Source organism: Neogemmobacter tilapiae, assembly GCF_014652215.1.
In the GTDB taxonomy this organism is placed as follows: Bacteria; Pseudomonadota; Alphaproteobacteria; order Rhodobacterales; family Rhodobacteraceae; genus Neogemmobacter; species Neogemmobacter tilapiae.
The window spans coordinates 114,078-137,110 of the sequence record NZ_BMYJ01000007.1 but is presented as its reverse complement, the minus strand read 5'-3'; the positions used below and the strand labels follow the sequence as shown (position 1 = coordinate 137,110).

Annotated in this window: 22 protein-coding genes; 16 read left to right on the top strand and 6 right to left on the bottom strand. The window is 61.0% G+C overall.

What is annotated here, in order from left to right; genetic code table 11:
• Window positions 1-39: 39 nt before the first annotated feature.
• Window positions 40-1,068 carry a LacI family DNA-binding transcriptional regulator gene (locus IE095_RS12465; RefSeq protein WP_189411998.1) on the bottom strand — a complete coding sequence of 343 codons (1,029 nt, stop codon included), beginning with the start codon at window positions 1,066-1,068 and terminating at the stop codon, window positions 40-42.
• Between the two features lie 232 nt (window positions 1,069-1,300).
• Here IE095_RS12465 and IE095_RS12460 point away from each other — a divergent pair, with 232 nt between their 5' ends.
• The 8 genes from IE095_RS12460 to iolG all read left to right on the top strand — a co-directional run bounded on the left by IE095_RS12460 (window position 1,301) and on the right by iolG (window position 8,237).
• Entirely contained in the window at window positions 1,301-2,314 is a 1,014-nt protein-coding gene (locus tag IE095_RS12460) for a sterol desaturase family protein (protein ID WP_189411997.1), read from the top strand.
• 94 nt (window positions 2,315-2,408) lie between these two features.
• Window positions 2,409-3,374 (top strand): substrate-binding domain-containing protein, encoded by a 966-nt coding sequence (locus IE095_RS12455; RefSeq protein ID WP_189411996.1) that lies wholly within the window; start codon window positions 2,409-2,411, stop codon window positions 3,372-3,374.
• A gap of 67 nt (window positions 3,375-3,441) precedes the next feature.
• A complete protein-coding gene (locus IE095_RS12450) occupies window positions 3,442-4,449 on the top strand; it encodes an ABC transporter permease (protein WP_229804760.1) in 1,008 nt (335 codons plus the stop codon).
• A complete protein-coding gene (locus tag IE095_RS12445; protein WP_189411994.1) occupies window positions 4,449-5,240 on the top strand; it encodes an ATP-binding cassette domain-containing protein in 792 nt (263 codons plus the stop codon). Before IE095_RS12450 ends, IE095_RS12445 begins: the two co-directional genes overlap by 1 nt.
• 99 nt (window positions 5,241-5,339) lie before the next feature.
• Window positions 5,340-5,651 carry a MocE family 2Fe-2S type ferredoxin gene (locus tag IE095_RS12440; protein ID WP_189411993.1) on the top strand — a complete coding sequence of 104 codons (312 nt, stop codon included), beginning with the start codon at window positions 5,340-5,342 and terminating at the stop codon, window positions 5,649-5,651.
• A 1-nt stretch (window position 5,652) separates the two neighbouring features.
• The gene (locus tag IE095_RS12435) at window positions 5,653-6,426 is read left to right on the top strand and encodes a TIM barrel protein (protein ID WP_189411992.1); all 774 of its coding nucleotides are present in this window, start codon (window positions 5,653-5,655) and stop codon (window positions 6,424-6,426) included.
• Window positions 6,427-6,428: 2 nt separating this feature from the next.
• Entirely contained in the window at window positions 6,429-7,238 is an 810-nt protein-coding gene (locus IE095_RS12430) for a 3-methyl-2-oxobutanoate hydroxymethyltransferase (RefSeq protein WP_189411991.1), read from the top strand.
• Window positions 7,239-7,253: 15 nt separating this feature from the next.
• Window positions 7,254-8,237, top strand: coding sequence for an inositol 2-dehydrogenase (gene iolG / locus IE095_RS12425; RefSeq protein ID WP_189411990.1), 984 nt, complete (start codon window positions 7,254-7,256; stop codon window positions 8,235-8,237).
• Between the two features lie 36 nt (window positions 8,238-8,273).
• Here the strand turns inward: iolG and rhaI are convergent, their stop codons facing one another.
• Window positions 8,274-9,548 carry an L-rhamnose catabolism isomerase gene (gene rhaI, locus IE095_RS12420; RefSeq protein WP_189411989.1) on the bottom strand — a complete coding sequence of 425 codons (1,275 nt, stop codon included), beginning with the start codon at window positions 9,546-9,548 and terminating at the stop codon, window positions 8,274-8,276.
• A gap of 144 nt (window positions 9,549-9,692) precedes the next feature.
• The gene (locus IE095_RS12415; protein ID WP_189411988.1) at window positions 9,693-11,795 is read right to left on the bottom strand and encodes a bifunctional rhamnulose-1-phosphate aldolase/short-chain dehydrogenase; all 2,103 of its coding nucleotides are present in this window, start codon (window positions 11,793-11,795) and stop codon (window positions 9,693-9,695) included.
• Between the two features lie 182 nt (window positions 11,796-11,977).
• Between IE095_RS12415 and IE095_RS12410 the strand changes: the two genes are divergently transcribed.
• The 8 genes from IE095_RS12410 to IE095_RS12375 are packed head-to-tail and all read left to right on the top strand — an operon-like array spanning window position 11,978 to window position 20,149.
• Complete coding sequence (locus IE095_RS12410) at window positions 11,978-12,787, top strand: DeoR/GlpR family DNA-binding transcription regulator (protein WP_189412072.1); 810 nt, start codon at window positions 11,978-11,980, stop codon at window positions 12,785-12,787.
• A 30-nt stretch (window positions 12,788-12,817) separates the two neighbouring features.
• Window positions 12,818-13,810: a rhamnose ABC transporter substrate-binding protein gene (rhaS, locus tag IE095_RS12405; RefSeq protein WP_189411987.1), complete on the top strand. Its 993-nt coding sequence runs from the start codon at window positions 12,818-12,820 to the stop codon at window positions 13,808-13,810.
• Between the two features lie 60 nt (window positions 13,811-13,870).
• Window positions 13,871-15,370: a sugar ABC transporter ATP-binding protein gene (locus IE095_RS12400; protein WP_189411986.1), complete on the top strand. Its 1,500-nt coding sequence runs from the start codon at window positions 13,871-13,873 to the stop codon at window positions 15,368-15,370.
• A complete protein-coding gene (locus tag IE095_RS12395; protein ID WP_189411985.1) occupies window positions 15,367-16,341 on the top strand; it encodes an ABC transporter permease in 975 nt (324 codons plus the stop codon). Before IE095_RS12400 ends, IE095_RS12395 begins: the two co-directional genes overlap by 4 nt.
• Window positions 16,338-17,327, top strand: a complete 990-nt coding sequence (locus tag IE095_RS12390) for an ABC transporter permease (RefSeq protein WP_189411984.1) — start codon at window positions 16,338-16,340, stop codon at window positions 17,325-17,327. Before IE095_RS12395 ends, IE095_RS12390 begins: the two co-directional genes overlap by 4 nt.
• The gene (gene rhaM, locus IE095_RS12385) at window positions 17,327-17,641 is read left to right on the top strand and encodes an L-rhamnose mutarotase (protein ID WP_189411983.1); all 315 of its coding nucleotides are present in this window, start codon (window positions 17,327-17,329) and stop codon (window positions 17,639-17,641) included. Before IE095_RS12390 ends, rhaM begins: the two co-directional genes overlap by 1 nt.
• On the top strand, window positions 17,638-18,993 hold the full coding sequence (locus tag IE095_RS12380; protein WP_189411982.1) for an FGGY-family carbohydrate kinase: 1,356 nt from the start codon (window positions 17,638-17,640) through the stop codon (window positions 18,991-18,993). The genes rhaM and IE095_RS12380 overlap by 4 nt, the downstream gene beginning before the upstream one ends.
• A gap of 10 nt (window positions 18,994-19,003) precedes the next feature.
• Window positions 19,004-20,149 (top strand): alpha-hydroxy acid oxidase, encoded by a 1,146-nt coding sequence (locus IE095_RS12375; RefSeq protein ID WP_189411981.1) that lies wholly within the window; start codon window positions 19,004-19,006, stop codon window positions 20,147-20,149.
• A 96-nt stretch (window positions 20,150-20,245) separates the two neighbouring features.
• Here the strand turns inward: IE095_RS12375 and IE095_RS12370 are convergent, their stop codons facing one another.
• Genes IE095_RS12370 through IE095_RS12360 form a run of 3 tightly spaced genes read right to left on the bottom strand, consistent with a single transcriptional unit; the run spans window position 20,246 to window position 22,912 of the window.
• Complete coding sequence (locus tag IE095_RS12370) at window positions 20,246-21,226, bottom strand: ABC transporter ATP-binding protein (RefSeq protein ID WP_189411980.1); 981 nt, start codon at window positions 21,224-21,226, stop codon at window positions 20,246-20,248.
• Window positions 21,227-21,230: 4 nt separating this feature from the next.
• Window positions 21,231-22,055: a carbohydrate ABC transporter permease gene (locus IE095_RS12365; RefSeq protein WP_189411979.1), complete on the bottom strand. Its 825-nt coding sequence runs from the start codon at window positions 22,053-22,055 to the stop codon at window positions 21,231-21,233.
• Window positions 22,052-22,912, bottom strand: coding sequence for a carbohydrate ABC transporter permease (locus IE095_RS12360; RefSeq protein ID WP_189411978.1), 861 nt, complete (start codon window positions 22,910-22,912; stop codon window positions 22,052-22,054). The genes IE095_RS12365 and IE095_RS12360 overlap by 4 nt, the downstream gene beginning before the upstream one ends.
• Window positions 22,913-23,033: the final 121 nt, after the last annotated feature.

The following is a 23,033-nucleotide window of genomic DNA, read 5'->3' as shown; positions in this document are numbered from 1 at the left end:
TTGAATAAAATTTCACGCGTGAAATCCCCGCGATGCCTTTCAAATATTCTCGCGGGTATAGATTTCAAACGGCACCACGCTCGTCCAGTTCCCCCCCGGCCGCGCCGCCTTGCAAGCCGCCACCATCCCGGCCAGGGCCTGCTGGGCCAGTCTCTCCAAAGGATGGGCAATCGCCAGCGTCATCGTCCCGTCCAGCAGCGCCGCCCGGGTGATCTCCATTAGCTCATAGCCGACCAGAACGACCCGCCCCGCCTGCCCCGCCGCCCGCAGCGCCGCCAAGGCCCCGCTGATCCCGCCCCCGGCCACATAAAGGCCCGCCAGATCAGGATGGTCCGCCAGCATCCGCTCGGTCATTTCTTGCGCGACGGCGGCGGATTCAAAGGTCGACATAGGTTCCAGCAGGGTAAAATCCCGCGCGAACTCGCGGAAATAGGATCGGAACCCGGTCTCGTTCATCTCCTGGTTCCGATAGCGCGGATTGCCCATCAGAATGCCCAGCTTGCCCGGAGCCTTGCAAACCTGCGCCATCGTCCAGCCCGCAGTCCGCCCCACCTTCCAATTGTCCACCCCGATGTAGTGAACCTGCCCCGTCGCCGAAAGCTGCGAGATCAACGCGAAAACATGCACCCCCTGCGCCTCGATCTGCCCCACCGCCTGCATCACAATCGGATGGACCGCGCTGGTGATGCTGATCGCCTGACAGGTCTTGGCCAGTTCCAGCGCCCGCTCGGCCGTGTTTTGCGGCGAAAGATCCTCCAGAAACTCGATCCGCAGATCAATTTCCGCCTCCGCAATACCCCCAGCCGCCTCCCGCAACGCCGCCGCCACGTTCTGATAAAACGGTCGATGCGGCTGCAAAAGCAGAACTCCCAGGCGGAACTTGGGCCTGCTCGCCGCCACCCGCGCCTGAATCGCCCCCAGCCCGTAGAATCCAATCCGCTCCGCCGCCTCCTGCACCAGCGCCCGGGTTTGCTGACGCACCCCCGGCTGGCCCGCCAGAACCCGATTCACAGTGGCCACCGACACGCCCGAGGCCAGCGACAGATCTTTTATCGTGGGGCGCGACATGAAATCCTCTCATTTTGTATCAAGCGATCCTATCAGATGATATAGATGAGACGATCTGATTTCGGAATATTTATTCCATCTTGATCGAAAGCATTTCATTCCCCTATCTGCATTCCATCATGGCCCCAAAGGCCAAGGCGCAGACCCCGAACAGCAGGACGTGCCCAGAAGGGCGGCGGGAAAGCATGGCTTTCCCGATGGCCCACGCTTGTCTGGGGAAGGAGAAAAGGCGATGGATGATCTGGAATACGGCATGCGGAACAAAAGGGGCGACTGGGCCCCGAACGATCCCGTGGAAGGCGCGCCTTTTTGGGCTTGGCCGCCGAAATTCCTGAAAATCCTGGCTTGGCTGCCCGGCTATGTCTGGCCTTGGAACGCCTTTCATATGGCGACCGCGCTGATCTGGTGGTTCTACATCGTCCCCGACATTGAAACCCTGAAAACCCTGTCCTTCGGCTGGGCCTTCTACCTGTATGCTGTCAACGCCGCCGCGATCTTTGCCTTTTACGGTTCGGTCGAGCTGTTCTGGTATGTCCACCGCAAGCAGGGCACGCGGTTCAAATACAACGCCAAATTCCCCGGCGATCAGCCCTCGGATGTCTTCTGGTTCAAATCGCAGAACATCGACAATTTCTTGCGGTCCTTCTTCTTTTCGATCCCGCTTTGGACGCTGGTCGAGGTGCTTTTCCTGTGGGTCTTTGCCAATGGTTGGGTGCCTTGGCTGACCTGGACCGAAAACCCTTGGTATCTGGCGCTGCTGGTTCTGATCGCGCCGATGATCCATGAGGTGCATTTCTTCTGCATCCACCGGCTGATCCATTGGGGGCCGCTTTATAAATGGGTGCATTCCGTCCACCACAATTCGGTGAACCCCTCACCCTGGTCGTCGCTGTCGATGCATCCGGTGGAAGGTTTCCTTTATCACGCCGTCGCCTTTTGGCACCTGATCCTTCCGTCAAACCCGATGATCGCCATGTTCCAACTGCATCTGGCGGGGTTCGGTGCGGTCAATGGCCATATCGGTTTCGACAAGCTGGAACTGACCGATGACCTGCCGCTGAACACCCATGCCTATGCCCACTACCTGCACCACAAGTATTTTGAGGTGAACTATGGCGGCGATGGGCTGATCCCTTTGGATAAGTGGTTCGGCTATTGGCACGACGGCAGCAAAGAGGGCGATGCCCGGATGCAGGCCCGTTTCCAGAAAAAGAAGGCCCGCCTGAACGCGAAAGCACAGGGCTGACCCCTTTGGGCGGCGCTGCGAGGAGGCAGCCCCCCCTTCCACCAAGGCAACAGAAACCCGTCAGAAAAGACGGACCAAGGGAGGAGAGACGACCATGACGAACCTGAAAACACTTTTGGCAGGCACCGCGCTGATGGCCCTGACGGCCAGCGCGGCCCTGTCGGCGGAAATCGCCGTGATCGGCGGATCGAACGACGACGCTTTCTGGAACATCATCAAGAAAGGCATCGACGATGCGACGCCCGCGGTGGAGGCGAACGGCGGCAAAGTCACCTATCTGCGGCTGGTGAACTATGACAACTTTGCCCCCGATGTCGTGCAGCTGATCCGCACCGCGATCAGCATGGAGGTGGATGGCATCGTGATCCCGAACTGGGTGCCCGAGGCCGAGGATCCGGCGATCAAGGATGCTGTGGCGGCGGGCATCAAGGTGATCCTGATGAACGCGGGCGGGGCCGACAAAGCCACCGAACTGGGGGCCATCAACTATGTCGGGTCCGATGAATATGTGGCCGGTGTGGCGGGGGGCGAGTATTTTGGGACGGCGGGCAAAAAGAATGTCTTGTGCATCAACACCCTGCCCGGAGCGGCCAATACCGAGGCGCGCTGCAAGGGCGTGATCGACGGCATCACCGGCAAGGGTGGAACTGGGGTGCAACTGCCACTGCCGACCACCAGCTTTGGCGATGCGACGGCGGTGGCCGAGGCGATCAAGGCGGAGTTGTTGAAGGACGACAGAATCGACGGTGTGATCACGATCAGCGCAGGCGATGCGGACAGTGCGGCCATTGCGGTGGAACAGGCGGGCAAGGCCGGGGCCGCGATGCTGGGTTCGTTCGACATGAACGGGGCGGGGCTGGAACGGATTAAGGCCGGGACGCAGGGCTTTGCCATCGACCAGCAGCCCTATCTGCAATCCTATCTCGCCGTCAGCCTTTTGGCCGCCCATATCGACTTTGGCACCGATCTGCCGGTCTTTCCGGTGCTGACCGGCCCCGGCATTGTCGATGCGTCAAACATCGACGCCACGCTGGCGGGTGTCGCACTCGGCGCACGCTGACCTGAACGCGGCCCGGTTTGCGCCGGGCCGCCCTTGCCTATTTCCACATCCTGCCGGGGGGCCAGCCTTGTCCAGCACCATCTCTATCGGCGGCCTGTTGCGCCGCCCCGAAGCGGGGGCCGCGCTTGGCCTTGTCGCTGTCCTGATCTTCTTTGCCATCTTTGGTGGCATGACCTTTCTGAAACCCGCGGGCATGGCCAGCTGGCTGAATGTGGCGGCCAATCTTGGCGTCATCGCCATACCGCTGGGCCTGCTGATGATCAGCGGCGAGTTGGATATTTCCGTCGGCGCGATGGTGCCTTTTGGGGCGATGACCACCGCCGTCATCTCGGGCCATTACGGGATGCCGATCTGGATCGGGGTCTTCGCCGCGCTTGGCTTTGGCGTGCTCGTCGGCCTGATCAATGGCTTTCTGGTGATCCGAACGGCGGTGCCGTCGCTGATCGTGACCTTGGGCAGCCTTTTTGCCGTGCAGGGCATCGTTCTGGGCCTGACGGTTCTGATCACCAAATCAACCAGCGTGGCCTTGGCCACCGAGGGCCCTGCCAAGGCGATCTTTGGTGATTTCGTGATGGGCGGGCAATTGCAGGTGATGGTCCTGTGGTGGCTGGGCCTGACGGCGCTTTACATCTTTTTCGTCCACTTCAGCCCCTTTGGGAACTGGATCTTTGCCATGGGCGGCGACAAGATTTCCGCCCGCAATGCGGGTATCCCGACCGAACGGCTGACAATGATGCTGTTCGTTCTGTCCGCCACATCCGCCGCCTTTGTCGGCATGTGCCAAGCGATCCTTTACAATTCGGCCCAGGTTGCGGGCGGGCAATCGTTTATCTTCAATTCCATCATCGCGGTTGTTGTGGGCGGGGTGCTGCTGACGGGTGGCTTTGGTTCGGTTGTCGGCATCTTTTTCGGCACCATCACCTTCGCCGTCGTCACCCAAGGCATCTACTACACCGACTTTGACCGGAACTGGTCGTCGCTGATCATCGGTGTGCTGCTTCTGGGCGCGGTTCTGATGAACAACACCTTCCGCAAAATGGCGCTGTCCTATGCGCCCAAGAAAGGGGGCAAGTGATGTCCAACCCCATCCTTGCACTGCGCGCTGTCAACAAATCCTTTGGCCCCATCGATGTGTTGCACGACATCACGCTGGAGGTGAAGGCGGGTGAGGTTCTTTGCCTTTTGGGCGACAACGGGGCCGGGAAATCCACGCTGATCAAGATCATGTCGGGGGTGCATCAGCCTTCGTCCGGGGTGATCGAGATTGACGGGGTCGCCTGCCCCCTGCCCAGCCCCCGTGCCGCGTCGGAACAGGGGATTGCGACGGTTCATCAATTTGGTGGGACGTTCCCCCTGATGTCCATCGGGCGCAGCTTTTTCGTGGGTGTCGAGCCGACCAAGGGCTGGGGGCCGTTCAAGGTCTATGACCGTCGCCGCGCCAATGCGATCGCGGTCAAGGCGGTGCAGGAATTCGGCATCACCCGCATTGACGATGGTGACCGTTTGGTTGGTGGCTTGTCGGGCGGGGAACGCCAATCCCTGGCCATTGCACGGGCCGTCCATTTTGGCGCGCGGGTGCTGATCCTGGATGAGCCCACCGCCGCGCTTGGCGTGAAGCAGGCCACCCATGTTCTGCGCATCGTGAATGAGGCGAAGCGGCGGGGCTTGGCCGTTGTCTTCATCACCCATCAGGTCATGCATGCGATGGCGGTGGGCGATCATTTTGCCGTTCTGATCCGGGGTGCCGTCGCCGCTGATTTCAAGAAGGGCGAGAAGACCCGTGAGGAGATCACCGATCTGATGGCCGGGGGCGCCAGCATGGCGAGCCTGGAGGCCGAGATTGAAAGCCAAATGGCGCAGGCCTGACCGTGCGCCCCGCTCTCCCTGTCGGCAGGCCGGCTTTCGGCCCCGACCACGCCCTGCCCGCCCCTCCATGCGGGCAGGGCAACAATTGATGGAAAGAACATGCCCAACTGGACCCTCGCCTGCGCCACCGCCGATATCGAACCCGATGATCTGATCCGCTTTGATCACGGCAGTCAGACCTTTGTCATCATCCGGTCGGAGGACGATACCTTTCACGCCCTCGACGGCATCTGTTCGCATGAACATGTCCATCTTTGCGATGGGCTGGTGATGGAGGGGCAGATCGAATGCCCGAAACATTCGGCCACCTTTGACTATCGCAGCGGCGAGGCGACCCGCGCCCCCGCCTGCGTCAACCTGAAAACCTTCCCCGTCCGGGTTCAGGACGGCCAAGTCTATATCGAGATCTGACATGACCTTTCCCCTAGCCGCCTGTGCCGAAATGATCTGGCGCGACCGCCCCATCGACTGGCGTGCGGCGCGCCTGAAAGACATGGGCTTTGGCGTCGGCCTGTGGAACTGGCCCGACCATGACATTGCCGCCCTGCAAAGAACGGGGGCCACATTCACCATCATGAACGGCTATTTGCAGGGCCGTCTGGCCGATGATGAAGGGGCGGATGTGTTGCTCGCCTCGGCCAGCGAAACCTTGCAGGTGGGCAAACGTCTGGGCGTGCAGCGCCTGAACCTGCACGGCACGGGTTTGGGCGAGGGCGGCATTCCCATCGCACAAACCCAGATCGTCAGCGGCAGCATGTGGTTGAAAGCCCGAGACACGCTGCAACGCCTTTGCGATCTGGCCGAAGCGGAAAATGTTGTCTTTACGCTGGAAAACCTGAACCCCTTGGATCACCCCGGCTGCCCCTTTGGATCGACCGCCGATGTGCTGGCGCTGGTGTCTTCGGTCAACCGGCCCCAGCTGCGCATCAATCTGGATCTTTACCACACGCAGATTGGCGAAGGCGACTTGATCCGCTGGTGCGAAAAATGCCTGCCCTGGATCGGCGAGGTGCAGGTGGCAGACAACCCCGGCCGCTGTGAGCCGGGCAGCGGCGAGATCAACTTTCACGCCATCGCGCGGGCGCTGAAAACCATGGGCTACACAGGGCCTGTGGGTCTTGAATCCTTTGCCTCGAGCGACCCAGAGGCCGCCCTTGCCGCCTTCCGCGACGCATTCACGGTATAGTCATGGTCCATAAATCCAACCGCCCCACCGTCCACGACATGCGCGCGATGAAGGCGCGGGGCCAGAAAATCTCGATGCTTTACGTGACCGCGCCAGAGGAAGCGGCGGCCGCCGATGCTGCGGGCATTCATATGTTGTCCATCGAAAGCCGCTTCTTTTCACCGGAAATGCGGGCGGCGGCGGGCAATTGTTTCGTGCAGGTCGGCCTGCCCTTTGGCCCCTATGGCGGGCTTGCGACAGCCGAGGATTACCTGCGCGCGGCGTTCAAATTCACGGCGATGGGGGGCGATTGCTTTTACTGTGCCGCCGCGCTCGACATCCAGAAGGCGCTTTGTGACAACCATATGCCGGTGGTGGCTCATGTCGGACTGATCCCTTCCTATATCACCTTTACCGGCTGGCGGGCGGTGGGAAAAACCGCAACCGAGGCGCGGGCCGTGTGGGATCACGTGAAACGGCTGGAAGCCATCGGCTGCTTTGGGGCTGAGTTGGAAGTGGTGCCGGACCGTCTGGGCGAGATGATCAGCCGCAACACGCCAATGATCATGCTGGGCATGGGGGCAGGGCCAGGGGCGGATGCGCAATATCTTTTCGCCGAGGATGTGCTGGGCTGCACGGATGGCCACAAACCCCGCCATGCGAAAACCTATCGCAACTTTGCTGCCGAATATGCGCGGCTTCAGGGCGAAAGGATCAGCGCCTTTCGCGAATTCATCGCCGATGTGAACAGTGGAGCCTATCCGCAGCCCCAGCACAATGTCGCGATGGACGATGCCGAATTCAACGCTTTCAAGGCCGATCTGGGCCTTTAACCACAGGAAAACACCATGCTGAACGTCGGACTTCTGGGCGCGGGCCGCATTGCGGGCGTCCATGCCAGCGCCATTTCCACGAACCCCGGCTCGCGCCTTGTCGCGGTGTCGGACATCAATGCCGATGCGGCGGCCAAGCTGGCGGCCCAATATGGGGCCGAGGCGCGAGAAACAGACGCCATTCTGCAGGATCCCGCCATTCGCGCGGTGCTGATTGCCACATCGACCGACACCCATTCCGATCTGATCGAACGGGCCGTGGCGGCGGGCAAGGCGGTGCTTTGCGAAAAGCCGGTCGATCTGTCGCTGTCCCGCGCGCAGGCCTGCCAAAAGGCGATGGCGGGCAAGCCCGTGATGATCGGCTTTAACCGTCGCTTTGACCCCAATTTTGCCGCACTGAAAACCGCGCTGGATGCGGGTGAGATTGGCAAGCCGGAACTGCTTTCGATCACCTCTTTCGACCCGGCCCCGCCGCCAGTGTCTTACATCAAAGTCTCGGGCGGGTTGTTCCGTGACATGATGATCCATGACTTTGACATGGCGAATTTCCTGATGGGCAGCGCACCGGTTCTGGTTTCCGCCGTCGGCTCCTCGATCGTTGATCCGGCCATCGGCACGGCGGGGGACGTCGATACGGCAGTGGTGACGCTGACCTATGCCGATGGGCGTCTGGCGGTGATCAAGAATTCCCGCCGTGCGGTCTATGGCTATGATCAGCGGGTGGAACTGCTGGGGTCAGAAGGTCTGCTTCAGGCGCAGAACATGCTGGAGAATACGGTTGTGAAATCGACGACCGCAGGCGTCACCGGGGCGAAACCGACCTACTTCTTTCTGGAACGCTATATGCCCGCCTATGCGCTGGAATGGGCAGGCTTTGTGGCAGCTTTGGCCGAGGGGAAACCCCTGCCCGTCACCTTGGACGATGGGGTGGCCGCCTTGGCGATGGCTGAGGCCGCGACCCAATCGCTGAAAAGCGGCGCGCCGGTCGCTTTGGGCTGAAACGAAAAGGCGCGGGGTTTCCCCCGCGCCTTGATCTTAGACGATCCCGCCACCACCGCCAGTGACCCGTGGCCGCACCGCAGCCACCTTGGCGCGGTAGCCGCTGGCGCGGTAGGTGGCGACCGGATCGACCGCCGCGCCTTTGCGCAGGCGGGCCATCGCCAAAATCGGCTCCACATCCGTCTGGAACCCGGCCCGCAGGGTGGCCGAGGCCATTAGCGCATCATTGCTGGCGCGGTAGCCTTCCAAGGCCGCGCGGTCCACCAAGGCCGCCTGAATATAGGCGCGTTCGATCTGCATCGCCGAGATCATCAGGCTTTCGATAGGGTCGGTGACGTTGTGGCTTTGGTCGATCATATGCGCCAGGTCGAGGCCGGGGGTGTTTTCCAGTTCCACCAGTTCGTTGAAGACAAGGAACAAGCGGAAGGGGTCGATGGTGCCGGAATCAAGGTCATCATCGCCATATTTGCTGTCGTTGAAGTGGAAGCCGCCCAGCTTTCCAGCCCGCACCAGACGCGCCACGATCATCTCGATGTTCACATTCGGCGCATGGTGGCCCAGATCGACAAGACATTGGGCTTTCGGCCCCAATTCCTGGGCGATCATCAGGTTGGTGCCCCAGTCCTGCACGACGGTCGAATAGAACGCCGGTTCATACATCTTATGTTCGCTGAACACGCGCCAATCGGCGGGCAACCCGCCATAGATGGCTTTCAGCGAATCGAGATAGCGGTCGAATTGCGCGGTAAAGCTGGTTTGGCCGGGGAAGTTCGACCCGTCGCCGATCCAGACGGTCAGGGCTTTCGACCCGATGCTTTCACCGATTTCGATGCATTCCAGATTGTGGTCGATGGCCTGCTGGCGGGTCGCCTTGTCGGTGTGGGACAGCGAGCCGAATTTGTAGCTGTGCGCCTGATCCGGCTGGTCCTGAAAGGTGTTGGAATTCATCGCATCGAAGCCCAGCCCCAAGGACTGCGCCTTGGCCTTCAGGTCTGCCGCCGGGGCTTTGTCCCACGGAATATGCAACGAAACGGTGGGGGTGGCCCCGGTCAGCGCATGGATCACGCCGCAATCGTCCAGCTTGTCGAAAATATTGCGCGGCTCGCCCTCGCCCGGAAAGCGGGCGAAACGCGTGCCGCCGGTGCCGGTGCCCCAGCTTGGGACCGCCACGCCAAAGGCATCAGCGCGGGCGGTCAGCGTTTCAATGTCCACCCCACGCCGCGCCAGTTTCGCGCCAAGGGCGGCATAGTCATCCTGCACAGCGCCCGCCAGGGCGGCGTTCTGTGCTTCGATCAGGTTCTTGTCGATCATGGTTTTCCCCTAAATTCTGGGGCGCTTGGCCCCCCTCCCCATCCCTCCCCCACAGGGGGGGGAGGGGGCCGCCTCATTCCTGTTGTCCCACCTTGGGAATCGGGTGCCCACCCCTCCCCACAGAGGGGGAGGGGTGGGGGGCACCTAGCGCGTGAAGGCCTGAACGTTGCCCGCGTCGACGTTCAGAATATTCCCCGTCGATTTCGCCGACAGTTCCGACGCAAAGAAATAGACGCCTTCCGCGATGTCTTCGGGCAGGACCGACCGTTTCAGCATCGAACGCTGGCGATACATTTCCTCCAGCCCTTCCTTGTCGGTCTTGTAGGTGCTGGCGCGCTGGTCCAGCCATTCGCCTGCCCAGATTTTCGACCCCCGCAGCACGGCATCGGGGTTGACCACGTTCACGCGAATCCCCGCCTCGGCCCCTTCCAGCGCCAGACAGCGCGCCAGATGGATTTCGGCCGCTTTCGCCGTGCAATAGGCCGATGCATTGGGCGACGCGGCCAGACCGTTTTTCGAGGCCACAAAGATCACCGAACCACCGATATTCTGCTTGCGCAGCACCTTGAACGCCTCGCGGCTGACAAGGAAGTATCCCGTCGAAAGGATATCCATGTTCTTGTTCCAAAGCGCGAGCGAGGTTTCCTCAACCGGGGCAGAGGACGCGATCCCGGCGTTCGACACCAGAATGTCCACGCCGCCGAATTCCACCGCCACCTCGGCATAGGCCGCAATGACCTGCGCCTCATCCGTCACGTTCATGGCGACCGACCGGATCACATCCGCGCCAAAGACCTTGGCCATGCCCGCCGCCACATCCGCCGCCGCCTTGCCGTCAATATCCGCCAGAACCACGCAAGCGCCGTCCTTCAGCATCCGTTCTGCCGTGGCCGAGCCAATGCCCCCTGCCCCGCCGGTGACAATCGCAACACGGCCCGCTAGCGCCTTTGGCTTCGGCATCCGTTGCAGTTTCGCTTCTTCCAGCAGCCAGTATTCGATGTCGAAAGCCTCTTGTTCCGGCAGGCCCTGATAGGTCGAAACCGCCGAAGCGCCGCGCATCACGTTGATGGCGTTCACATAAAACTCGCCCGAAATCCGCGCCGTGGCCTTGTCCAGGGCAAAGGAAATCATCCCCACCCCCGGCACCAGCCAGATCACCGAGTTCGGATCACGCAGGGCTGGGCTGTCGGGCTTTTTGCAGCGGTCGTAATAAGCCGCATAGTCAGCACGATAGTCAGCAGCGGCTTTTTCCAAGCCCGCAATCGTCGCGTCCAGATCGGGGTTAGCTGGGTTGAAATCCACCACCACGGGTTTGATCTTGGTGCGCAGGAAATGGTCGGGGCAGGATGTGCCCATCGGGGCCAGCGTTGCCAAAGCGTTCGATCCGACAAATTCCAGCACCGCCGCCTGATCGTCGAAATGGCCGACCTTGTGGCGGTCTTTCGAGATCAGCCCCCGGATGACCGGCATCAGCCGCGCCGCCACCGCCCGGCGTTCATCGGCGGGCAGCGTCGGAACCTTGGCCCCACCAAAAGCAGGCTTGCCTGCTGTCTTGGCTTCAAGCCAAGCCGCCGCCTTGTTGATGATTTCCAGCGTCGTCAGATAGCAGTCTTTCGCATCATCCGCCCAAGTGAACAGCCCGTGGCTTTCCAGCACCGCCCCGCGCATCTGCGGGTTTTCGGTCGCCAGCTTTTCCAGCCATAGCCCCAATTCATAGCCCGGCTTTTTCCACGGCAACCAGCCGATTTCATTGCCAAAGATTTCCGCCGTCAATTCCTTGGAATTGACTGATGCTGCAATCGCGATGATCGCGTCTGAGTGAACGTGATCAACATGCTTTTTCGGCACATAGGCGTGCAAGGGCGTGTCGATGCTGGCGGCGCGGGGATTCAGGTTAAAGGTGCAATGGGGCAGATAGCCCACCATTTCATCCTCAAACGCCAGCCCGCGATACAGACCCTTCAAGGCCCGCAGTTTGTCCATATACAGCGTCGAAAACCCGTCCATCTTCATCGAACCGATGTCGCCGCCCGAGCCTTTGACCCAAAGAACCTCGGCCATCGCGCCCGTCAGCGGATCCTTTTCCATGACCTTGGCCGAGGTATTCCCCCCGCCATAGTTCGTCACCCGCTTGTCGGATCCCAACAGATTCGACCGATAGAGCAGCTTTTCCGATTCCGACATCGCAGCCGTGCGCGCGTCATCCCACAGGTTTTCAAGCCGATTTCCGGCGGCGGATGTGGTCATAGTCCCTCCCATCGCACGGCAAAGGGGCCGCGCCTTCGGGCTGAACTCTGCCATTTCGCGCCAGATTGTCAATCACTTTCAATCATAATCGCTCACCATGCAGGTGCAGCATGACTTTCTGCGATTGAAAATGATTGACAACGATCAAAACGAATGAAAACGATGCGTCAGGGGAGGACATGATGCACGAATCTGAACGGCACAGGATCATTCTGTCGGCGGTGCAGGAACGGCCCGTGGTCACGGTCGGCGATTTCTGCGCCCTGACCGGGGCGTCCGAGGCAACGATCCGCCGCGACATCGCACAGCTTCATGTCCAGAAAAAACTCCGCCGCGTCCGTGGTGGGGCCGAGGCGATTGCCCCACCCAGCTTTGTCGGCATCAACGCCCGCCCCTTTGCGGTGAACGAAACCCATTTCGCGGCGGAAAAGCGGGCGATTGCCAAGGCTGCGGTCGATCTGTGCGAAGATGGCGAGCCGATCATCATCAACGGCGGCACGACGACCTTTCAGATGGTTCATCCACTGACCACGAAACGTTTGCAGGTCTTTACCAACAGCTTTCCCATCGCCGAACATCTGCTGCACCATTCGAAGAACACGGTTCTGGTGCCGGCAGGGGCGATCTACCGCGAACAGAACATCATCCTGTCGCCCTTTGACAATGATGGCTCCAGCCATTTTTACGCCCGCAAGATGTTCATGGGCTGCCGCGCCCTTGGCCCCTTGGGCCTGATGGAGGGCGACCCGCTGCTTATACAAGCCGAACAAAAGCTGATCGGTCAGGCGGATGAGCTGATCGTTCTGGCCGACAGTTCCAAATTTGCGGCGCGGTCCAGCCTGCTGCTTTGCCCGCTGAACCGCATCCATACGGTCATCACCGATGACCGGATCGACGACCGCGCCGCGAAGATGCTGGAAGCGGCGGATGTGAAATTGATCGTGGCCGAAGTGGCCGCGAGCGACCGCAAGACCCGTGCGGCGGAAGACTAGCACGGACGACACGCTCAGGGAGGAGAGAACATGAGCATTCTGAAGAAAGCACTGACCACGGCCGCATTGGCTTCGGTCCTTTTGGCGGGCGCAGCCCAGGCCGAAACCAAGCGCATCGCCATTGTGGTGAAGGCTTTGGGCATCGGCTTCTTTGACGCTGCCGCCAAAGGCGCAGAAGAAGCCGCGAAAGAGCTGGGCGATGTGGAAATCATCTACACCGGTCCGACCGACACCACCGCCGAAGGCCAGATCGAGGTGATCAACAGCCTGATCGCGCAAAAGGTTGATGCGATTGCGATTTCGGCGAATGACACGGACGCTTTGGTTCCGGCGCTGCAAAAGGCGATGGAACGCGGCATCACCGTCATCTCGTGGGATTCGGGCGTGGCGAAAGATGGCCGTCTGATGCACCTGAACCCCTCATCCAGCCCGCTGATCGGCAACACGATCATCAAACTGGCGGCAGATCATCTGCCCGAAGGCGGTGAAGTGGCGGTTCTGTCGGCCACGTCAACCTCGACCAACCAGAACGTCTGGATCGAGGAAATGACCAAGGTTCTGCCGAACTACCCGAACATCACCGTGGTTGGCACGGTTTATGGCGATGACCTTGCGGACAAATCCTACCGCGAAGCGCAGGGCCTGATGCAGACCTATCCGAACCTGAAAGCGATCATTGCGCCGACCAGCGTGGGCATCGTGGCTGCGGCGCAGGCCGTGACGGATGCGGGTAAAGTCGGTCAGATCAACGTGACGGGTCTGGGTCTGCCGTCTGAAATGGCGGGCCATGTAAAATCGGGCGCGTCGCAGTCGTTTGCGATCTGGAACCCGATTGATTTGGGCTATGCCGCGACGATGATCGCTTACAATCTGAACACCGGGAAAGCGACGGCCGAGCCGGGCGCGGAAATCCCGATGGGCCGGATGGGCACGGCAAAGCTGGATGAAAACGGCGAGGCTGCGATGGCCGACCCCTTCACCTATGATGCTTCGAACATCGACCAATTCTCGTCGATTTTCTAAGTGATCTGGCCCGACGGGATGCTCCCCCCGTCGGGCCTTTCGATTCCAAGGATGTGCCTCATGACCCCTGTGCTGTCGCTGCGCGACATTCAAAAGTCATTCCCCGGCGTCAAGGCGCTGGCGGGGGTGCAGCTTGATCTTTACCCCGGACAGGTCACCGCCTTGATTGGCGAAAACGGCGCGGGCAAATCCACAATTGTCAAAATCCTGACGGGGATCTATCAGCCGGACGGCGGCACCATTGCCGTCGAAGGGCGCGAGACCCGTTTTCCGACGGCGCAGGCGGCCAGCGATGCTGGCGTAACGGCAATCCATCAGGAAACGGTGCTGTTTGACGAATTGACTGTGGCCGAGAATATCTTCATCGGCCATGCGCCGAAGGGCCGTTTCGGGTTGATTGACCGCAAAGCGATGGAGGCGCAGGCGAAAGCGTTGCTGGCGTCGATCCATGCCGACCTTGAGCCGCACGCCCGGCTGCGCGATCTGGGGATTGCCTCAAAGCATCTGGTCGCCATTGCGCGGGCCTTGTCGATTGATGCCCGTGTGGTGATCATGGACGAACCGACGGCGGCACTGTCCCACAAAGAAATTCAGGAACTTTACGATCTGGTGGCGACGCTGAAAGCCAAGGGCAAGGCGATCCTGTTCATCAGCCACAAGTTCGACGAAATCTTTCGCATCGCCGACCGCTATACGGTGTTCCGCGACGGGCAATTCGTGGGCGAAGGCGCGATGGCGGATGTGAACGAAGGACAGTTGGTGCAGATGATGGTGGGCCGTTCGGTCGATCAAATCTACCCCAAACGCCCCGCGCAGATTGGGGCGCCTGTCTTGACGGTGACAGGCTATTCCCACCCCACCGAATTCGCCGATGTCGGCTTTACCCTGCATCAGGGCGAGATTCTGGGCTTCTACGGCCTTGTCGGCGCGGGCCGGTCCGAGGTAATGCAAGCGCTGTTCGGCATCACCAAACCCTCGCATGGCGCGGTAAAGATTGGGGATGAGGTCCGGGTGATCCGCTCCACCGCGCAAGCCGTGGCGGCGGGCATTGTCTATGTGCCCGAAGACCGGGGCAAACAGGGCGCGGTCAAGGGCCTGCCGATTTATCAGAACGTCACCCTGCCCTCACTGGGGCGCACATCCAAGGGCGGTTTCCTGCGGATGGCCCAGGAATTCGCACTGGCGCGGGAATATACCCAGCGGTTGGACTTGCGGGCGGCGAGCCTTGATCAGGACGTGGGGCTTTTGTCAGGCGGCAACCAGCAAAAGGTCGTCATCGCCAAATGGCTGGCGACGAAACCCCGCGTCATCATTCTGGACGAACCAACCAAGGGCATCGACATCGGCTCCAAAGCCGCCGTGCATGACTTTATGTCGGAACTCGCGGCGCAGGGGCTGGCGGTGATCATGGTCTCCAGCGAAATCCCCGAGGTTTTGGGCATGGCCGACCGCGTGATCGTCATGCGCGAAGGGCGGATTGCGGCGGAATTCGCGGGCGACGCAATGACCCCCGAAAATCTGGTGCGCGCGGCTGTGGGAATTGAGGGAGAAGCGGCATGAGTGCCCTGCTGAAATCACGCGAGGCGATCCTTGCCTTGGCCATCGCCCTGCTGCTGGTCGTCATTGCCAGCCGCTTCCCGGCCTTTGTCACCCCCGGCAATCTGGCCAGCGTCTTTACCGACACCTCCCCCCTGATCTTGCTGGCCTTGGGCCAGATGGTCGTCATCCTGACCAAATGCATTGACCTGTCGGTCACCGCCAACCTTGCGCTTTGTGGCATGATCGCCGCCCTGATGAATGGGGCGGGCGTGCCTTTGCCGTTGATCCTGCTGCTGGTGGTGGCGCTTGGGGCCGTTTTGGGGGCCGTGAATGGTCTGTTGGTCTGGAAACTCGACATCCCTTCCATCGTCGTCACTTTGGGCACGATGACCATCTATCGCGGCATCATCTTTCTTCTGACCGATGGCAAATGGGTCAACGCCCATCAGATGAGCGAAGGGTTCAAAGCCTTTCCCCGTGCCGTCTTTCTGGGCCTGCCCGTCATGGCTTGGATCGCTATTCTGGGGATTGTGGCCTTTGTCTTGCTGGTCAACCGCACCCCGCTTGGCCGTGCCTTTTATGCTGTCGGTGGCAACCCCCATGCGGCGGTTTACACCGGGATTTCCGTGGGCCGCACCCAGTTTGCCGCCTTTGTCTTGTCCGGCGCTTTGGCGGGCTTTGTCGGTTATCTTTGGGTCGCCCGCTATGCCGTCGCCTATGTCGATATCGCCAGCGGGTTTGAGCTGGATGTCGTCGCCGCCTGCGTCATCGGCGGCATCGCCATCGCAGGCGGTGCGGGGTCGGTGGCGGGCTGCGTCATGGGCGCACTGTTTCTGGGCATCATGAAAAATGCCCTGCCCGTCGTCGGCATTTCGCCCTTCTGGCAAATGGCCATCTCGGGCGCTGCCATCCTGATCGCCATCGCCTTCAACGCCCGTGGCTCTGGCCCCAAAGGCCGCCTGATCCTGAAAACACCCGAGGTCCGCGCATGACTGCCCACACCCAAGGAAGGGTCATCCCCGACCGCCTGACCTCTCCCCTTGCCCGCGCTTTGCGGTCGTGGGAGGCGTTGCTTCTGCTGGTCGCCGTGGCGATTTTCATCGCCAACTCCTTCGCCTCGCCCTATTTCCTTGATCCTTGGAACCTGTCGGACGCCAGTTTCAACTTTACCGAAAAGGCGATGATCGCCTTTGCCATGGCAATGCTGATCATCGCGGGGGACATAGACCTTTCCGTCGCCTCGATCATCGCGCTGGCCTCGACCGTCATGGGGGCGGCGGCCCTTGCGGGGGCCGATGTCCCGGTTCTGGTGGGTTTGGGTCTGGGCACTGGGCTGCTCTGCGGCGCTTTCAACGGGCTGCTGGTGGCGGGCTTTGGCTTGCCCAGCATCGTCGTGACCATCGGCACGATGAGCCTGTTTCGCGGCATCAGCTATATCGTCTTGGGTGATCAGGCCTATACGGAATACCCCAAAGGCTTTGGCTATTTTGGCCAAGGCTATGTCTGGTGGGTTTTCAGCTTTGAACTGGTGCTTTTCGCCGTCATGGCGGTCGTCTTTGGCCTTTTACTCCATAAGACCAACTTTGGCCGTGCCACCTATGCCATCGGCAACAACGCCACCGCCGCCCGCTTTTCCGGCATTCGCGTCGACCGCATCCGTTTCATCCTGTTCCTGCTCACGGGCCTTTGCAGCGGCATCGCCGCCGTCTGCCTGACCTCTCGCCTCGGCTCCACAAGGCCTTCTATCGGCACGGGGTATGAGTTGGAGGTGGTGACGATGGTCGTTCTGGGCGGCGTCAACATCTTGGGCGGCTCAGGCTCCATCCACGGCGTTGTGATCGCGGCCTTTGTGATGGGGCTTGTCACCTTTGGCCTAGGCCTGCTGAACGTGCCCGGTATCGTCATGTCGATCATCATTGGCCTGTTGCTGATCGGCGTGATCGCCCTGCCGCGTCTGTGGCGGATGTGGAGGAAGTGATGCAGAAACACGCGTTCAAAATGCGCCTCAATCCGGGGATGGAGGCAGAATACATCAAGCGCCACGATGAAATCTGGCCCGAACTGGTGGACCTGCTGAAAGCGGCGGGCGTCAGTGATTACTCTATCCATCTGGACCGGGAAACCAACACGCTGTTCGGGGTGCTGTGGCGCACTGATGATCACACCATGGACAGCCTGCCGCAGTCGCCGGTGATGCAACGCTGGTGGGCGTATATGGCGGATATCATGGAGACGAACGCCCAGAACGAACCCGTCGCCGTTCCACTGGTCAACGTCTTTCACATGCCATGACCCACATTGCCGTCATCGACATCGGCAAGACCAATGCCAAACTCGCGCTGGTCGATGGGGACACGCTGCAAGAAATTGCGGTCGAAACCCGCCCCAACCGGGTGATCCCCGGCCCGCCTTGGCCGACCTTTGACCTGCAAGGTCATTGGGATTTCATCCTGCACCATCTGGCGTGTTTTCACCGGGCCCATGGTGTTGATGCGATTTCCGTCACCACCCACGGCGCGTCCTGCGTTCTGCTGGATGCTCAGGGCAACCTCGCCGCCCCCATGCTCGACTATGAACACCCCGCCCCCGATGATTTGGCCGCCGCCTACGACGCCATCCGCCCCGATTTCGCCGAAACCGGATCGGCCCGTCTGCCCATGGGGCTGAACCTTGGCGCGCAGTTGCATTGGCTATTCGCCACCGACCCGACCCTAAAGGCTCGCACCGCCCATATCCTGACCTATCCACAGTATTGGGGCTTTCGCCTGACCGGAGCGTTGGCCAGTGATGTCAGTTCCCTCGGTTGCCACACCGACCTGTGGAACCCGTGGGGGGGGCAGTTTTCCAGCCTGGTTTCCCGACTTGGTATCGAAGACAAACTCGCCCCCGCCCGCAAATCGGGCGATGTCCTGGGCCATATCCTGCCCGAAATCGCTGCCCAAACTGGCCTGCGCGAAAGCACACCCGTCGTCTGTGGCATCCATGATAGCAATGCGTCCCTTTACCCCCATTTGCTGGGCAGGACGGGCGCGTTCAACGTCGTCTCCACCGGCACCTGGGTTGTCGTCATGTCCGTCGGCGGCAACCGCATTGCGCTGGACAAAACGCGTGACGTGCTGGTCAACGTCAACGCCTTAGGGCAGCCCACGCCTTCGGCCCGTTTCATGGGCGGAAGGGAGTATGAGATCATCCGCAACGGCGAAACCATTACCCCAACAGCGGCCGACCGTCAGGCTGTGCTGAAAGGTTCCGCTCTTTTGTTGCCAGCCGTCGAACCCAATTCTGGCCCCTTCCAGCACCGTGCCGCCGGTTGGGAAGGCAAACCCGCCACCCCCGGCCAGCGGATGGTGGCCCTTGCCCACTACCTTGCCCTGATGACTGACACCTGCCTGACCCTGACCGGCGGCCAAGGTCCCGTGATCGTAGAAGGCCCCTTCGCCCGTAACCCCGACTATCTGGATATGCTTACAGCCCTCCGCCCGGACGGGGTTGAAACCGCCGCCTCGGCCACCGGCACCTCGATTGGTGCCGCGCTGCTGTGCCTTGACACGGCAACCCCTGCCCCCACAGATACCCACGCCCCGCCCAAGGATGCGAGCGCCCTGCGCCGCCTCGCAAGGCGCTGGCAGGAAATGACCCGCTGAAAGCTGCCCCATGCGCCTGAAACATTGCCACAACTTCCACGATTTCCGCCGTCTGGCACAGAAACGCCTGCCCTCGCCCATCTTCAACTACATTGATGGCGGTGCCGATGATGAGGTGACGCTGCGGCGGAATACGAAGGCGTTCGAGGAGGTCGATCTGATCCCAAGCGTCCTACGCGGCGTCAAGGACATCGATCTTTCCACCACCGTCATGGGCCAAAAGATCGATCTGCCGGTCTATCTTTCGCCCACCGCCCTGCAACGCCTGTTCCACCATCAAGGCGAACGCGCCACGGCGGCGGCGGCGGAAAAGTTCGGCACGATGTTCGGGGTGTCATCCTTGGGGACCGTCTCGATGGAGGAGATGGCCAAAAAGCACAAGAATCCGCAGGTCTATCAGTTCTATTTCCACAAGGACCGGGGCCTGAACCGGGCCATGATGCAAAAGGCCAAGGAAAGCGGCATCAAGGTGATGATGCTGACGGTGGACAGTATCACCGGCGGCAACCGCGAACGCGACTTGCGCACGGGATTCTCCATCCCCTTCCGGCTGACGCTGGGGGGGATGTTCCAATTTGCGATCAAGCCCATGTGGGGCATCAACTATGTCACGCATGAAAAATTCAGCCTGCCGCAGCTCGACGCCCATATCGACATGAAGGGCGACAGCCTGACCATCGGGCGGTATTTCTCCGAAATGCTCGATCCGTCGATGTCTTGGGATGATGTCGCCCAGATGGTTCAGGCATGGGGCGGCCCCTTCTGCCTGAAGGGCGTGATCAGCGCCGATGATGCGCGGCGTGCGGCCGACATTGGCTGTTCGGGTATTGTGCTGTCGAACCACGGCGGACGGCAGTTGGATGGTTCCCGCACCGGCTTTGATCAGCTTGATGAAATCGTGCAGGCCGTCGGCGACCGTCTGGATGTGATGATCGACGGCGGCGTGCAGCGCGGCAGTCATGTGCTAAAGGCGCTGTCGCTGGGCGCGAAAGCCGTGGGGCTGGGCCGCTACTACCTGTTCCCCCTTGCCGCCGCAGGCCAAGCGGGTGTGGAACGCGCCTTGGGTCAGATGAAGGCGGAACTCTTGCGCGACATGCGGCTGATGGGTGCAAAGTCGATCAACGATCTGACGAAAGACAACCTGCGCTTCCGCTGACATCATTTCTTGGAAGGTTTCCCGGGCGGGCTGCGTCGCGCGGGGGGCGGATTACCCCCCGGACGCAAGTTCCTGCGGCAAAGCCTCTCCGCTGCTTCACGGAAAAAGATGTTCCTTGCCCGGCATAGGCGTCAGCCAAACCTGATCCCCCGCCTTCCAAGGTGCGTCGCCCGAGGTCCGCGCAGTGATCGGGCCCGGCGTTTCCGCCTCCAGATGCAGGATCGCATCCGCCCCCAGCCTTTCCACATGCCGCACCCTAGCCGTCCAGCGGCCTGATGTTCCATCCACCAACAGATGTTCCGGGCGAATGCCATAGGTTCCCGCCCCCAAGGCCCGCGCCACCTCGCCCGTGTAAAGGTTCATCTTCGGACTGCCGATGAACCCCGCCACAAAGGGCGTCGCGGGCCGATCATACAGATCCATCGGGCGGCCCACCTGCTCGATATGCCCCCCGTTCAGCACCACGATCTTGTCGGCCATCGTCATCGCCTCGACCTGATCATGCGTCACATAGATCATCGTCGCGCCCAGTTTTGCATGGAGTTCCGTCAGCTCCAGCCGCATCTGCGCCCGCAGGGCCGCATCTAGGTTCGACAAGGGTTCGTCAAACAGGAACACCTTCGGATCGCGCACGATCGCCCGCCCGATGGCCACCCTTTGCCGTTGCCCCCCGGACAGCGCCTTGGGCTTTCTATCCAGCAGATGGGTCAGTTGCAGCGCCTCGGCCGCCGCCCCCACCCGCTCTGCAATCTCGGCCTTGGGCCGTTTCGCAAGCGCCAATCCGAACCCGATATTCTCGCGCACCGTCAGATGCGGATAAAGCGCATAAGATTGGAACACCATCGCAATGCCCCGGTCTGACGGCTCCAGCCCGCTGACGTCCCGCCCGCCAATCTCGATCTGGCCCGAGCTTTGCGTATCCAGCCCCGCAATCATACGCAGCAGCGTCGATTTTCCACAGCCCGAAGGCCCGACAAAGACGCAGAACTCCCCTGCCTCGATGCTCAGGTCGATGCCTTTGATCACATCGACCGCGCCAAAGCTTTTGCGGATGTCCCGCAGGATGACATTTGCCATGAGATTACCCTTTCACGGCCCCGGCGGTCATGCCGGCCACGATCTGGCGGTTAAAGAAGATGAACACGATCAGCGGCGGAATCGTCACCAGCAGGATGTTCATGAACAAAAGATTGAACTGCGACAGGAACTGGCCCTGAAAGTTGTAAAGCGTCAGTTGCACCGTCACGTTTTCCTTGCCTGGCAGGTAATACAGCGGGTTGGTGAAATCGTTGAACACCGCCAGCGACTGCACGACGATATTCGTCACCGTCACGGGTTTCAGCAGCGGCAGCACGACCTTCCAGAAGATTTGCAAAGGCTTGGCCCCGTCGATGATCGCCGCCTCGTCCAAATCACGGGGAATGGTGCCGATGAAGCTGCGATACAGCAGGACAGAGAAAGCCAGATTATAGGCGATCTGGATCAGGATCATGCCGTGCAGCGTCTTGAACAGCCCAAGGCCCTGCAAGACCCAGATCGTCGGCACCACGGCGGGGGGGATCATCAGCCCCGCAAGGATAAAGCCATAGACGACATTCGACATGCGCCCCGGCCTGCGTTGCAGGACATAGCCCACCAGCGCAGCCAGAATAACAAGGCCCGTGACAGCCCCGACCGTGATGACGGTTGAATTGAAATAGGCCAGCAGCAGCATATAGTTGCGGGTCTGGATCACCTCGACGAAGTTCTGCCAAAGCTGCCAGTCGGCAGGCCAAGCAAAGCTGAAACGGGACGCGTCTTGTTTCGTCTTGGCCGCCATCAGGAAGATAAAGACGAAGGGCACGATAAAGATCAGCGTGGCCGCGGCCAAGGCGGCGATGCCGGTCCAGGTTTGACGGCGGGTCATGCGTCCACCTCGCGGCGATTGAACCAAAGGGTCAGGGGCAGGATGATCAGCGCGATCATCAGGAACAGGATGACGTTTCCGGCGGTGGAAAGCCCGTAAAAGCCCGCCTGATATTGTTTATAGATGGTGCTGGCCAGCACGTCCGACGAAAAGCCGGGGCCACCCTTGGTCATCGCCCAGATCAGATCGAACGACCGCAGCCCCCCGATCAGCGACAGGGTGATGACGGTGATCGTCGCAGGGCGGACCAGCGGCACGGTGACGCGCCAGAACATCTGGCGGCGGGTGGCCCCGTCGATGCGGGCGGCCTCATAATATTCCGGGCTGATCGAGGCAAGGCCTGCGATATAGATCAGGGTGGCCAGCCCCACACCCTTCCACAGATCGACCAGTGCGACCGAGAACAGCGCCAGCGTCGGGTTGGTCAGCCAGCCCGGCCCGTCAATCCCCACCAATTCCAGCGCGACATTGATCGCCCCCTTGGTCGGGTGCATCAGGGCAGTAAAGGTCAGGCCCACGCCGATAGTGGACACCAGCACCGGAAAGAAAACGACGGTGCGCAGAAAGCCCTGCGCATAAAGGCCCGAGGTCAGCAGCACGGCCAGCAACAGGCCCAGCACGGTTTTCAGGCCCGAGGTGGTGACCGCATAGATCAGCGTGTTCGACATGCCGCTGATCAGAAAGGGCTCGGCCAGAAACTGGCGGAAATTGTCGAGGCCAATGAAGGTGGCGGTATACAGATCCCAGCGGGTCAAAGCGAACCAAAAGGCCGCGACCGTGGGCAGCAGGAACAGGGCGGTATAGATCACCGCCGCCGGGGCAAAGAACCAATAGGGATAGGGTGATCTTCGGGTCATGTCCCGTTCCTTGGTTGGTCCCGTGCCCCGACAGGGGGGCACGGGTCGTGACAACCGTCAAGCGGAGAGAGGCGTGGCGGTTGATGGGAAGGCGCCCCCCACCCCCATCCCCTCCCCACAA